Origin of the sequence: Bacteroides caccae (assembly GCF_002222615.2) — a bacterium.
GTDB classification, from domain to species: domain Bacteria; phylum Bacteroidota; class Bacteroidia; order Bacteroidales; family Bacteroidaceae; genus Bacteroides; species Bacteroides caccae.
In genome coordinates this window covers 3,660,238-3,674,090 of record NZ_CP022412.2, presented here as the reverse complement: position 1 = coordinate 3,674,090, position 13,853 = coordinate 3,660,238, and the positions used below count along the sequence as shown (strand labels likewise).

Annotated in this window: 13 protein-coding genes; 10 read left to right on the top strand and 3 right to left on the bottom strand. The window is 46.2% G+C overall.

Annotation, left to right across the window (positions count from 1 at the left end; genetic code table 11):
• Positions 1 to 15: 15 nt before the first annotated feature.
• Complete coding sequence (locus tag CGC64_RS15095; protein WP_005678115.1) at positions 16 to 420, bottom strand: DUF2721 domain-containing protein; 405 nt, start codon at positions 418 to 420, stop codon at positions 16 to 18.
• A gap of 87 nt (positions 421 to 507) precedes the next feature.
• Complete coding sequence (kbl, locus tag CGC64_RS15090; protein ID WP_032838171.1) at positions 508 to 1,695, bottom strand: glycine C-acetyltransferase; 1,188 nt, start codon at positions 1,693 to 1,695, stop codon at positions 508 to 510.
• Between the two features lie 135 nt (positions 1,696 to 1,830).
• Here kbl and CGC64_RS15085 point away from each other — a divergent pair, with 135 nt between their 5' ends.
• The 5 genes from CGC64_RS15085 (at position 1,831) to CGC64_RS15065 (ending at position 7,106) form a co-directional block, all read left to right on the top strand.
• The gene (locus CGC64_RS15085) at positions 1,831 to 2,784 is read left to right on the top strand and encodes an NAD-dependent epimerase/dehydratase family protein (RefSeq protein ID WP_005678117.1); all 954 of its coding nucleotides are present in this window, start codon (positions 1,831 to 1,833) and stop codon (positions 2,782 to 2,784) included.
• Positions 2,784 to 3,632: a DUF4348 domain-containing protein gene (locus tag CGC64_RS15080; protein ID WP_005678118.1), complete on the top strand. Its 849-nt coding sequence runs from the start codon at positions 2,784 to 2,786 to the stop codon at positions 3,630 to 3,632. Before CGC64_RS15085 ends, CGC64_RS15080 begins: the two co-directional genes overlap by 1 nt.
• A 68-nt stretch (positions 3,633 to 3,700) precedes the next feature.
• Positions 3,701 to 4,690, top strand: coding sequence for a UDP-N-acetylmuramate dehydrogenase (gene murB, locus CGC64_RS15075; protein ID WP_005678119.1), 990 nt, complete (start codon positions 3,701 to 3,703; stop codon positions 4,688 to 4,690).
• A gap of 5 nt (positions 4,691 to 4,695) precedes the next feature.
• Positions 4,696 to 5,454 (top strand): MBL fold metallo-hydrolase, encoded by a 759-nt coding sequence (locus CGC64_RS15070; RefSeq protein ID WP_005678121.1) that lies wholly within the window; start codon positions 4,696 to 4,698, stop codon positions 5,452 to 5,454.
• 83 nt (positions 5,455 to 5,537) lie between these two features.
• A complete protein-coding gene (locus tag CGC64_RS15065; RefSeq protein ID WP_005678122.1) occupies positions 5,538 to 7,106 on the top strand; it encodes a DUF3352 domain-containing protein in 1,569 nt (522 codons plus the stop codon).
• A 526-nt stretch (positions 7,107 to 7,632) separates the two neighbouring features.
• Here the strand turns inward: CGC64_RS15065 and CGC64_RS15060 are convergent.
• Positions 7,633 to 8,007 carry a DUF3127 domain-containing protein gene (locus CGC64_RS15060; RefSeq protein ID WP_005678123.1) on the bottom strand — a complete coding sequence of 125 codons (375 nt, stop codon included), beginning with the start codon at positions 8,005 to 8,007 and terminating at the stop codon, positions 7,633 to 7,635.
• 154 nt (positions 8,008 to 8,161) lie between these two features.
• On the opposite strand from CGC64_RS15060, the gene dnaN reads away from it, so the two are divergent.
• The 5 genes from dnaN (at position 8,162) to rlmB (ending at position 13,852) form a co-directional block, all read left to right on the top strand.
• Entirely contained in the window at positions 8,162 to 9,286 is a 1,125-nt protein-coding gene (gene dnaN / locus CGC64_RS15055; RefSeq protein ID WP_005678124.1) for a DNA polymerase III subunit beta, read from the top strand.
• A gap of 113 nt (positions 9,287 to 9,399) precedes the next feature.
• Positions 9,400 to 10,179 (top strand): 3'-5' exonuclease, encoded by a 780-nt coding sequence (locus CGC64_RS15050; protein WP_005678125.1) that lies wholly within the window; start codon positions 9,400 to 9,402, stop codon positions 10,177 to 10,179.
• Entirely contained in the window at positions 10,179 to 11,396 is a 1,218-nt protein-coding gene (gene coaBC / locus CGC64_RS15045) for a bifunctional phosphopantothenoylcysteine decarboxylase/phosphopantothenate--cysteine ligase CoaBC (protein ID WP_005678126.1), read from the top strand. The genes CGC64_RS15050 and coaBC overlap by 1 nt, the downstream gene beginning before the upstream one ends.
• Before the next feature lie 15 nt (positions 11,397 to 11,411).
• On the top strand, positions 11,412 to 13,073 hold the full coding sequence (gene recN / locus CGC64_RS15040) for a DNA repair protein RecN (RefSeq protein WP_005678127.1): 1,662 nt from the start codon (positions 11,412 to 11,414) through the stop codon (positions 13,071 to 13,073).
• A gap of 35 nt (positions 13,074 to 13,108) precedes the next feature.
• A complete protein-coding gene (rlmB, locus tag CGC64_RS15035; protein WP_005678128.1) occupies positions 13,109 to 13,852 on the top strand; it encodes a 23S rRNA (guanosine(2251)-2'-O)-methyltransferase RlmB in 744 nt (247 codons plus the stop codon).
• Position 13,853 lies beyond the last annotated feature (1 nt).

The following is a 13,853-nucleotide window of genomic DNA, read 5'->3' as shown; positions in this document are numbered from 1 at the left end:
TTGCAGATGAATAATCTATTTTTTGTGTCCTTTTTCCATTGCCCCGAGATAGATCTCCAGCGAACGGGTAGAAATCTGAATCTCGCGGAAAGATACGCCCAGAGATGCGATCAGTAGAATCAAAGCCAGTCCGAAGACATAAGCGGATAATAATTGCAGTCCGATATAAATCAGAAACATACTCACTACGCAGAAAAACAGGCTTGCAATGCCCAGCCCTTGCATGGTACGTGTCAGGTTCAGTCGTTTCCGCAAGTTTTCAATCTGTGCCACGGTGATGTCCGAAGGGTTTTCCATATAGCGGTCTCGCAGCTGGCGTACAAGTTGTGCATACGATAAGAAACGATTGGTGTAAGCCAATAATATCAGTGAAACTGCGGAGAAAAGCAGAGCAGGGGTGGTGAGAGTAAGTTCTTCCATATATAAATTAAAAATCTTCCATTGTTATTGTCGATAATCAAATCCTTATGATTACAATAATAACAATGGAAGAAAAGAAAATGTTTTTTATTTCAGTACACCGAGTTCTTTACCTACTTTGATAAAGGCAGCGATACACTTGTCGAGATGTTCCTTCTCGTGTCCGGCAGAGATTTGTACACGGATACGTGCCTGGTCTTTCGGAACTACCGGATAATAGAATCCGGTTACGTAGATACCTTCCTCCTGCATACGTGCGGCATAAATCTGTGACAACTTCGCGTCATACAGCATGACAGCGCAAATAGCACTTTGTGTCGGTTTGATATCGAATCCGGCAGCAGTCATCTTGTCGCGGAAGTAATTTACATTCTCCACGAGTTTGTCATGCAGCGCATTGCTTTCTTTCAGTATCTTGAATACTTCCAGGCTTGCACCGATAATGCCCGGAGCCAATGAGTTGGAGAACAGATACGGGCGGCTGCGTTGGCGCAGTAAGTCAATAATCTCCTTACGTCCGGTAGTAAATCCTCCTAAAGCACCTCCGAAAGCTTTACCCAGCGTACCGGTGTAAATATCCACACGACCATGAGTTTTGTAGAGTTCGCTTACGCCGTGTCCGGTAGCGCCTACCACGCCGGCAGAGTGTGATTCGTCTACCATAACCAGTGCATCATATTTCTCGGCAAGGTCACAAATCTGATCCATAGGAGCTACGTTGCCGTCCATAGAGAACACGCCGTCTGTGACGATAATGCGGAAACGTTGAGCTTGTGCCTCTTGCAGGCATTTCTCCAGCTCGTTCATGTCAGCATTGGCGTAACGATAGCGTTTAGCTTTGCAAAGACGTACACCGTCGATAATAGAAGCATGGTTCAGAGAATCCGAGATAATGGCATCCTGATCCGAGAAAAGCGGTTCGAACACACCACCGTTTGCATCGAAGCAGGCAGCATATAGAATCGTGTCTTCTGTTTGGAAATAGTCGGAAATAGCAGCTTCCAGTTCTTTGTGTATATCTTGTGTTCCACAAATGAAACGAACGGAGGACATACCATATCCGCGTCGGTTCATCATTTCCTGGGAAGCTTTGATCAATCGGGGGTGATTGGACAGTCCCAGGTAGTTGTTAGCGCAGAAGTTCAGCACTTCTTTACCTTTTACAGTGATGGCAGCTTGCTGCGCACTTTCAATTAGTCGTTCTTCTTTATAAAGACCGGCTTCTTTAATTTCAGCCAATGTTTGGCTGAGAAAATCTTTCATTTTACCGTACATAGTGTTTGAGTAATTAAGTTCGATTACAAAGGACACAATTTTTATTGGAATAACCATATCTTTTTGATTAAAATCTGAAAAAAAAGTGCTTACTTTGCGCACTATTTAGCTTAATAATTTAAGTACGAAGAAAAAATGAAACACATTTTGATTATTGGAGCCACCGGACAGATCGGCTCCGAGTTAACGATGGAGCTACGTAAACGCTATGGTAACACAAACGTGGTAGCTGGTTATATCCCGGGTGCAGAACCTAAGGGAGAGTTGAAAGAATCAGGACCGGCGGCTATTGTCGACGTGACCAATGGGGAAATGATTGCGTCTGTGGTGAAAGAATACCACATTGACACAGTGTATAATCTGGCTGCCTTGCTATCAGTGGTAGCCGAATCGAAGCCGAAGCTGGCTTGGAAGATTGGCATTGATGGGCTATGGAATGTATTGGAAGTAGCGCGCGAACAGGGATGTGCCGTGTTTACACCCAGTTCAATCGGTTCTTTTGGTGCAAGTACACCTCATACGAAGACGCCGCAGGACACCATTCAGCGTCCGCGTACCATGTATGGAGTTACTAAAGTGACAACCGAGTTGTTGAGCGACTACTATTTTAATAAATATGGTGTCGACACTCGTGCAGTCCGTTTCCCGGGCATTATCTCGAACGTAACCCCTCCGGGTGGAGGAACAACCGATTACGCTGTCGACATTTATTATTCGGCTGTAAAAGGTGAAAAATTTGTGTGTCCTATCAAAGAAGGCACTTTAATGGATATGATGTATATGCCGGATGCGCTGAATGCAGCGATTACGCTTATGGAAGCTGACCCGACAAAATTGATACACCGCAATGCTTTCAATATCGCCTCTATGAGTTTCGATCCGGAGACGATCTATCAAGCTATCAAAAAGCATGTGCCGGAGTTTCAGATGATCTACGATGTAGACCCGTTGAAACAACGCATTGCCGATAGTTGGCCCGACAGCCTGGACGACACCTGTGCTCGTGAAGAGTGGGGTTGGAAGCCGGCTTATGACCTGGAAAGCATGACGGTGGATATGCTTGAAAAGCTTAGAGAGAAATTAAAATAATGAAAAAACTAATTGCAGGGGTCATATTACTCGGTTTACTGGGTGCTTGTAGCAATAAAAAAGCTAAGATTGACCCCTTCGCATCTATTACTCAAGAGGTGGATTCTATCCGGCACAAAGCCGATTCAATCCACCTGGATGAATTGCCGGAAGATCCGCAGCCTATACAGGCTGACGAATCTTTCGACGATTTCATCTATAATTTTGCTTCCGATGATGTGTTGCAACGTCAGCGTGTGAAATTTCCGTTGCCCTACTACAACGGAGATAAAAAGGCGAATATCGAGGAACGTAACTGGAAGCACGACAACCTGTTTACCAAACAGCATTATTATACGCTCCTGTTTGATAAAGAGGAAGACATGGACTTGGTAGGAGATACCTCTCTCACTTCCGTGCAAGTGGAGTGGATATTCGTGAAGACACGGATGATGAAGAAATATTACTTTGAGCGTATCAAGGGAGCGTGGATTCTGGAGGCTATCAATCTGCGTCCTATCGAACGGGATGAAAACGAGGACTTTGTGGAGTTCTTCGGCCATTTCGCTACCGACAGCCTTTTCCAGAGCCAGCGTGTGCGTGAGCCATTGGCTTTTGTTACTACCGATCCGGACGATGATTTCTCTGTGCTGGAGACTACTCTCGATTTGAACCAGTGGTTTGCCTTCAAGCCGGCATTGCCTGCCGAACGCCTTTCGAATATCAATTACGGGCAACGGAATGATGACGGATCGCCAACTAAAATCCTGGCACTGAAAGGAATCGGAAACGGGTTTTCGAATATTCTTTATTTTCGCCGGAAAGCAGGCGAATGGGAGCTATATAAATTTGAAGATGTAAGCATCTGATGATAGCGAATATAACAGTCTGCATTTATCGACATATAACGAATAGAATAACTATATAACTTTAAACGATGTATTCTCTTTTACCCTACAATACCTTCGGCATTGACGTCAGTGCCAACCGTTTCATTGAATATGTTTCGGTGGAAGAACTGAAGACGTTGATTGAGCAAGGTGCCGTTACGACACCTTTTTTGCATATTGGCGGCGGCAGCAACCTGTTATTTACCAAAGACTATGAAGGAGTGGTGTTGCACTCCCGTATCGAAGGAATCGAAGTGGCGGAGGAAGACGAACGCTCTGTTTCCGTGCGTGTAGGCGCAGGTGTGGTGTGGGATGATTTTGTGGCATATTGTGTAGAACACGGGTGGTATGGAGCTGAAAATCTTTCACTCATTCCCGGCGAGGTAGGTGCAAGCGCTGTGCAGAATATCGGAGCCTACGGCGTGGAAGTAAAGGACTTGATAACAACCGTGGAAACGGTGAACATTCAGGGGCGGGAACGCGTTTATTCTGTTGAAGAATGTGGCTATGCCTATCGCAACAGTATCTTCAAACGTCCTGAGAACAAATCCGTTTTTGTGACTCATGTCTGCTTCCGGCTTAGTAAAGAGGAACATTATATGCTCGATTACGGAACGATTCGTCAGGAACTTGAAAAATATCCTGCGCTGACTTTGCCTGTCGTCCGGAAAATCATTATTGACATTCGTGAGGCTAAGTTGCCCGACCCGAAAGTAATGGGAAATGCCGGTAGTTTCTTTATGAACCCGATTGTGCCGAGGGAGAAGCTGGAAGCTTTACAGCAGGAATATCCGGGAATGCCCTACTACGAACTGCCGGAAGGACGGGTGAAGATTCCCGCCGGCTGGATGATCGATCAGTGCGGGTGGAAAGGGAAAGCCTTAGGTCCGGCGGCTGTACACGATAAGCAAGCCTTGGTGCTGGTGAATTGCGGTGGAGCGAAAGGTAGTGATATAATTGCGCTTTCGGATGCGGTGCGGGCTTCTGTCCGTGAGAAGTTCGGCATAGATATACATCCGGAAGTAAATTTCGTCTGAAAGAAATGAAAATAAGAATACTTGGAAGTGGAACGTCGACGGGAGTCCCTCAGATTGGCTGTACGTGTCCGGTCTGTACTTCTGCCGACCCGAAAGATAACCGGTTGCGCACGTCTGCTATTGTAGAGACAGGCGATGCACGGATACTGATTGACTGCGGTCCCGATTTTCGGACGCAGGTCTTACGCCTGCCTTTTGAAAGGATAGACGGTGTGCTGATTACTCACGAACATTATGACCATGTGGGCGGGCTGGATGATTTGCGTCCGTTCTGCCGTTTCGGTTCTGTGCCTATCTATGCGGAACAATACGTGTCGGACGCTTTGCGCTTGCGTATGCCCTACTGTTTTGTAGATCATCGCTACCCGGGTGTTCCCGATATTCCTTTGCAGGAAATATCGGTCGGGCAGAAATTCTTTATAAATACTACGGAGGTCATACCTTTGCGTGTGATGCACGGGCGGCTGCCGATTCTGGGTTACCGCATCGGACAGCTCGGCTACATCACCGATATGCTGACTATGCCCGAAGAATCGTATGAACAATTAGCCGGAATAGATGTTTTGATAGTGAATGCACTACGGATAGCCCCGCATCCTACACATCAGGATTTGGAGGAGGCGTTGGCGGTTGCGCAGCGCATTCGGGCGAAGAAAACATACTTTATACACATGAGTCATGATATGGGCTTGCATGCAGAGGTGGAACGGAAACTCCCGGAGAATATTCACCTGGCATACGACGGATTGGAAATCCTTCTTTGATTTCCGGTGAAATATTTAGCAAAAGTTTTGTTTTCTTTGTAGAAATTATTATTTTTGCACTTAGCCGATAAACAGCGAATATTATGAAACTTCGTACGATAGTGAAAATAGCGATCACTTCTTCTGTTGTACTTTTGTGCGCAGGTTTCGCTTTGTACTCTTTTTTCAGGCTGTCGGCCGCCGAAGGAAAAAAGGATTTCAATCTCTACGAATTGGTTCCGCCCTCTGCTTCGGCAGTTTTTGTCACTGATGACATACTGGAATTTGTGGCGGAAGTAGACGATCTGGCTTGTAGTAAAAATCAGCAATATCTTCATGTATCCAAACTGTTTTCGTATCTGAAACAGTATCTTTATACCCTTCAGGAAGAAGCGCCTCACGGATTGAGCCGGCAAATGAATCAAATGTTGATTAGTTTTCATGAGCCGGACAATATTCATAACCAGGTGCTATATTGCAGATTGGGGGAGGGCGACCGGCAACTGATTGACCGTTTCGTGCAGAAGTATGTCTCATCTCTTTATCCACCGAAAACTTTCAAATATAAGGGAGAGGATATAACGATTTATCCTATGGCGGACGGGGATTTTCTGGCATGCTACCTGACATCCGATTTTATGGCTTTGAGTTATCAGAAGAAGTTGATAGAAACCGTTATTGATGCTCACAAGACCGGAAAATCATTGGCGGACGATCCTACCTTTGCAGAAGCGGCCACCCCGAAGAAAAGTCCGGCGGTTGCCACTGTTTATGCCTATTTGGAAGGTATGATGGGCTGGACGGAGTTTGATATGAAGCTGCGGGATGATTTCATTTATTTTACGGGTGTCTGTCACGAAACGGATACTTGCTTCACGTTTATGAATGTGCTTCGTCAGCAGGAATCAGTGGAAGGATTTCCGGGTGAGGCATTGCCTTCCACCGCTTTCTATTTCACTAAACAGGGAGTCACGGACTGGGCATCTCTGCTTTCTTATGGAGATATGCAGGAGACGGGCGTTCGTACCAGTGACGTGCGGAATAGGAATCGGGAGTTGTCTCATTATCTAATGGAGAATGCCGGACAGGAACTGGTTGCCTGTCTTTTCCAGCGTGAAGATACGTTGCAGGAAGCGGCGGCGGTTCTGAGCCTGTCGGTGTCGGACGTGACGGAAGCGGAACGGATGCTGCGCTCTCTTATCAACACCGTTTCTGCCGAAGAACGGGGAAAAGCACCCCTGATAACTTTTTGTTATACTGCCAATAAAGCTTACCCCGTCTATCGCCTGCCTCAAACAACGTTGTTTACGCAACTAACTGGTTTTGCCGAACCGACATCGCATACATACGCCACATTTTATGAAGGGCGTTTGCTGTTGGCGCCCGATGAAAATAGTCTGTCCCGTTACATACGCCAGTTGGATAAAGGCGAGGTGCTCAATGGAGCGATAGCATACCGGACAGGAATGGATAACTTGTCCGATTCCTACCATTTCATGTTAATGGCAGACTTCGATCATCTGTTTCATCAGGCAGCAAAGCAAATTCATTTCGTGCCGGATTTCTTCCTGCGCAACTCCGAATTTTTTCGTAATTTTATACTCTTTGCCCAGTTTACTTGTGCTGACGGAGTGGTATATCCCAATATTGTTTTGCGGTATAAATCGGAGTAAAATCCATTCGGAAAACTCATCTGAAAGGCTGTTTTTCTATACGGAAAAAGGACGTTCTCGAACAGGAATATCCTGACTGGAAGAGTGGAAAAAACTATGGAAAAACAACGGAAAACCTGCAAAAAACAAATAAAAAAATATCGCTCTTTTTTTCGAAAAATAAAACTTCTGAAACGCCTTCTGGCAGGGCGCGAAAACCGAACCATAACCGAACCATAAGCCAAGAGAAGAGAAGAGAGTATAAGAGAAAGAATAGAAACAGAAAGAAAAAGAAAGATAAAACTGCTGTTGCTGTTGCTGGTTGAATTTTTTCGGGGGAACTGCTGTTGCTGATATTGCTTTGTTTCTTCCGTAAGTCGTGGGCGGATTTTTCCCGTCCCGCAGCGGAGCGTCGTCCGGCCCCGGGATGAAGAACGCTTAGCCCACGGCGGAATCTTTACAAAGTGCGGGTATAAAAAAACTCCCGGCAAGAATCATTCTCACCGGGAGTTTTTTTATCTGTATCGTCAAGCGGAATACTTTCGGCTTAGAAAGGCAGATCGTCCTTGGCATCACCCGGAGTAAATTCCGGAGTAGCGGCAGGAGCCGGAGGAGGAACGGGAGCACCCGGAGCCATTGGAGCACCTGCGCCTACACGCTCCACTTTCCATGCACGGATACTGTTGAACCAACGGTCGTTCCACTGGCGGGCGTCAACGTCGAATGATACGGTCAGTTCTTCGCCCATTTGAATGTTGAACTGCTCGATTTTGTCTGCGCCAAACACGTCGAAACACATTTTACGCGGATATTGGTCATGGTTTTCGATTACGTACTCTTGTGATTTCCACTCGTTGCCGCTAGTTTTTGAAACTCCGCCTCTCGGAGAGAGGATAGCGATGATTTTTCCTGTAAATTCCATTGCAATAATTTTAAATTCTGCGGCGAAGTTACAATTTTTTAGTAATATCCTTCACACAAAGCCTGTTTTTTTCTTTTGTTTTTATTGGGTAGCCCCAATCTTTTTTCGTAACTTTGTGCGATAGAACATTTAAAACTTAAATACACGAAAATATATGAAATTTATCGTTTCAAGTACTGCTCTTTCCAGCCATTTACAGGCTATCAGCCGTGTGATTAATTCAAAAAATGCGCTGCCTATTCTCGATTGTTTCCTCTTCGAACTGGAAGACGGAACATTGTCTGTGACTGTATCTGACAGTGAAACTACAATGGTTACTACCGTAGAAGTGAATGAAAGCGATACCAACGGGCGTTTTGCCGTAGTAGCGAAAACTTTGCTCGACGCACTGAAAGAAATTCCGGAACAACCTCTCACGTTCTTGATCAATCCGGACAACTACGAAATAACAGTGCAGTACCAGAATGGGAAATACAGCCTAATGGGACAGAATGCGGACGAATTTCCGCAATCGGCTACATTGGGTGACAACGCAGTTCGTGTGGAAATGGAAGCGGAAGTGTTGCTGGGGGGAATCAACCGCTCGGTCTTCGCTACTGCCGACGACGAACTCCGCCCGGTGATGAACGGTATTTATTTCGATATTACAACAGAAGATATCACAATGGTGGCTTCGGACGGCCACAAGCTGGTACGTTGCAAGACGCTGGCTGCCAAGGGTAACGAACGTGCTGCCTTCATCCTTCCCAAAAAACCGGCTACATTGCTCAAAAACCTTCTGCCGAAGGAACAAGGCTCTGTGACGATCGAATTTGATGAACGCAACGCTGTGTTTATGCTCGATAGCTATCGCATGGTATGCCGTTTGATCGAAGGACGCTATCCGAACTACAACTCTGTAATTCCGCAGAACAACCCGCATAAAGTGACGGTCGACCGGCAACAGCTGATCGGAGCTTTGCGCCGTGTGTCTATTTTCTCGTCACAGGCCAGCAGCTTGATTAAACTTCGTATGCAGGAGAACCAGATCGTGATTTCCGCACAAGATATCGACTTCTCCACTTCTGCCGAAGAAACACAAGTCTGCCAGTATGCAGGTGCGGCAATGAGCATCGGATTCAAGTCTACATTCCTAATCGACATTCTTAACAATATTTCGGCAGACGAAGTTGTTATCGAACTTGCCGATCCTTCACGTGCCGGTGTCATCGTACCGGTGGAACAGGAAGAAAATGAAGACCTGCTGATGTTGTTAATGCCGATGATGTTGAACGATTAATATACATTTCACGACAGAGGACACGGAGGACACAGAGGATAATTTGAATGACATTCCTTTCATTTACTCTCTATGTCCTCCGCGTCCTCTGTTGTGAAACAAAATGAATAAAAATGAAATTAAATCTGAAAAACCCTATTGTCTTTTTCGATCTTGAGACGACAGGAACCAATATCAACACAGACCGAATCGTTGAAATCTGTTATTTGAAAGTTTACCCGAACGGGAATGAGGAAGCGAAAACTCTGCGCATCAATCCCGAAATGCACATCCCCGAAGCATCTTCCGCCGTGCATGGCATTTATGACGCTGACGTGGCAGATTGCCCGACTTTCAAGGAAGTGGCAAAGAATATTGCCCGCGACATTGAAGGATGCGACCTGGCCGGATTCAATTCCAACCGTTTTGATATTCCTGTGCTGGCAGAAGAATTTCTGCGTGCCGGGGTGGACATTGATATGAGCAAACGTAAATTTGTGGATGTACAGGTGATATTTCATAAAATGGAACAACGTACCCTGTCCGCAGCCTACAAGTTCTATTGCGAGAAGAATCTGGAAGATGCGCACACTGCCGAAGCGGATACACGGGCTACATACGAGGTGCTGAAGGCACAGCTCGACCGTTATCCGGATCTTCAGAATGACATCGCATTCCTTGCCGATTATTCCAGTTTCAGCAAAAACGTAGATTTTGCAGGACGTATGGTTTACGATGATAATGGAACGGAAGTGTTCAACTTCGGAAAGTATAAAGGAATGTCGGTAGCCGAGGTGTTGAAGAAAGACCCCGGATATTACAGTTGGATTTTGAATAGTGATTTCACGCTGAATACGAAGGCGGCCTTGACTAAGATCCGCTTGCGTGAAATGAGTAATTTGATTACGAAATAATGCTAAAAGGAAAAAAGATAATTCTTGGAATTACCGGCAGTATTGCCGCATATAAGGCTTGCTATATCATCCGCGGACTTATCAGGCAAGGAGCGGAAGTGCAGGTTGTGATTACTCCGGCGGGAAAAGAATTTATTACTCCCATTACTCTATCGGCTTTGACCAGCAAACCGGTCATCAGTGAATTCTTTGCCCAACGTGACGGAACGTGGAACAGCCACGTTGACCTCGGACTGTGGGCAGATGCGATGCTGATAGCTCCCGCCACTGCCTCTACCATTGGCAAAATGGCAAACGGGATAGCTGATAATATGCTGATAACGACCTATCTTTCGGCGAAAGCTCCGGTGTTTGTAGCTCCGGCTATGGACCTCGATATGTATGCTCATCCTGCCACTCAGAAGAATCTGGAGATACTTCGTTCTTACGGCAATTATATTATCGAGCCGGGTACGGGTGAGCTTGCCAGTCATCTTGTAGGGAAGGGACGTATGGAGGAACCGGAGAATATCATCCGTGTGCTGGATGAATTTTTTTCTGCAAACGGTGAGCTGCAAGATAAGAAAATAATGATTACAGCCGGGCCGACTTATGAGAAGATTGACCCTGTCCGTTTTATCGGCAACTATTCTTCTGGAAAAATGGGGTTTGCCCTCGCGGAAGAATGTGCACGTCGTGGAGCGCAGGTGACACTGATAGCGGGACCCGTGCAACTGAAAACACAACATTCCCGCATTCGTCGCATTGATGTAGAGTCTGCCGGCGAAATGTCGGTAGCGTCGAAAAAATACTTTGCCGAAGCCGATGCGGGTATTCTTTGTGCGGCAGTAGCCGATTTCCGTCCGGAGGTGGTAGCCGATAAGAAAATTAAACGTGAGAAGGAGGAAGAACTGACTCTGCATCTTCAGGCAACCGAAGATATTGCGGCAAGTCTGGGAGCGTTGAAAGGTAAGAATCAGTTGTTGGTAGGCTTTGCCCTCGAAACGAACAATGAACAGCAGAATGCCGAAGGAAAGCTCGAACGCAAGAACTTCGACTTCATTGTACTTAATTCGCTCAATGATGCGGGAGCCGGATTCCGTTACGATACGAATAAAATAAGTATAATAGACAGAAAAGGTCGTACTGACTACCCCCTGAAATCAAAAACGGAAGTAGCTCAAGATATTATCGATCGTCTGTCTGATGAATTGAAACTCTTAACTCTCAACCCTTAACTTTCACTGATTCAAATGTTACGTTCATTATACATTCAGAATTACGCATTGATAGAGAAACTGGACATCAGTTTTGAAACAGGCTTTTCCGTTATAACAGGTGAAACGGGGGCCGGAAAGTCAATTATTCTGGGAGCAATCGGTCTGTTGCTTGGGCAGCGGGCGGATATGAAGGCCATTCGCCGGGGGGCTTCCAAATGTGTAATAGAGGCACGTTTTGATATTTCAGCGTATGGTATGCGCCCGTTCTTTGAGGAGAACGAGCTGGAATATGATGAGGAGTGCATCTTGCGCCGTGAAGTGCAGGCATCCGGTAAAAGCCGGGCATTTATTAATGATACTCCCGCATCTTTGGTGCAGGTAAAAGAGTTGGGCGAACAGTTGATTGATGTACATTCGCAACATCAGAACCTGTTGCTCAATAAGGAAGGGTTTCAGTTGAATGTGCTCGACATTCTTGCACATAATGATGCGGCACTGGAGAAATATCACTCTCGTTATGCCGGGTGGAAACAGACTGAAAGAGAGCTGTCCGAGTTAATGGAACTGGCTGAGAAAAGCCGTGCCGATGAAGATTATATCCGTTTTCAACTGGAGCAGCTTGAAGAAGCTCATCTTGCCGAAGGAGAGCAGGAGGAACTGGAACAAGAAGCTGAAATGTTAAGTCATGCGGAGGAGATCAAGGCGGGGCTTTATCGGGTGGAACAGTCTTTTGCTTCGGACGAAGGAGGATTGCTTTCCTATTTAAAGGACAGTCTCAATACGCTGAATAACTTGCAAAGAGTTTATCAGCCTGCCAAGGAACTTGCCGAACGTATGGAAAGTGCCTATATCGAACTGAAAGATATTTCGCAGGAGGTATCTTCGCAAGGTGAGTCTATCGAGTTCAATCCTACAAGGCTGGATGAGGTGAACGATCGTCTGAACATGATCTATTCCCTGCAACAGAAACACCGTGTGCAGACACTTGAGGAGCTGATTGCTTTGACGGAGGAATATCGTGGCAAGTTGTCCGCTATCACTTCTTACGATGAGCGCATTGCCGAACTGACAGAACGTAAGGAAGAACAATATAAACAGGTCAAGCAGCAGGCGGAAGTGCTGACTAAAGCCCGTGCAGCGGCTGCGCGTGAGGTGGAAAAACAGTTGGCAGCCCGGTTGGTACCGTTGGGAATGCCGAATGTCCGTTTCCAGGTGGAAATGGGGTTAAAGAAAGAACCCGGATTACAGGGAGAAGATACTGTCAGCTTCTTGTTTTCTGCCAACAAGAACGGTGTGTTGCAGAACATTTCTTCCGTCGCTTCGGGAGGTGAAATAGCGCGTGTCATGCTGTCTATCAAAGCAATGATTGCCGGAGCCGTGAAACTGCCGACTATCGTATTTGATGAGATTGACACCGGAGTATCCGGTGAAATAGCCGACCGCATGGCAGACATGATGCAGGAAATGGGCGAACAGAACCGTCAGGTTATCAGTATCACTCACCTGCCGCAGATAGCTGCCCGGGGAGGGGCCCATTATAAAGTATATAAGAAGGACAGCGATACGGAAACCAACAGCCACATCCGACGTCTCACCGACGAGGAACGGGTAGAGGAGATTGCACACATGTTAAGCGGTGCTACATTGACCGAAGCTGCCCTTAGCAATGCCAAAGCCCTGCTTGCCCGCAACTGATAAATAGTAAATTATAAAACAGTAAATTAACATAGATGCTTGATAAAAGTGAAATGATTTTCGGCGTTCGTGCCGTGATAGAGGCCATTCAGGCTGGTAAAGAGATTGATAAGATTCTGGTAAAGAAAGACATTCAGAGTGATCTTTCCAAAGAACTTTTTGCAGCTTTGAAAGGTCTGCTGATACCCGTTCAGCGTGTTCCGGTGGAGCGTATTAACCGTATCACCCGGAAAAATCATCAGGGTGTGGTGGCTTTCATTTCATCCGTGACTTATCAGAAGACGGAAGATCTCGTTCCTTTCTTGTTCGAACAAGGGAAGAATCCGTTTTTCGTCATGCTTGACGGAGTGACCGATGTACGCAATTTCGGTGCAATTGCCCGTACCTGTGAATGTGCAGCCGTAGACGCTGTGATTATTCCGGCTCGTGGCAGTGCTTCTGTGAATGCGGATGCTGTGAAAACTTCTGCAGGGGCATTGCATACCCTTCCGGTATGTCGTGAGCAAAATCTGCGTGCGACTCTGCAATACTTGAAGGATAGCGGTTTCCGTATTGTTGCTGCTACGGAAAAAGGAGACTACGACTATACGAAAGCTGATTATACAGGACCGTTATGCATCATTATGGGTGCGGAAGATACGGGAGTCTCTTATGATAACCTGGCACTCTGTGACGAATGGGTGAAGATACCGATGTTGGGAACAATCGAATCCCTCAATGTGTCTGTTGCTGCCGGTATCCTGATTTACGAAGCTGTGAAACAAAGAAACAACGACTGAT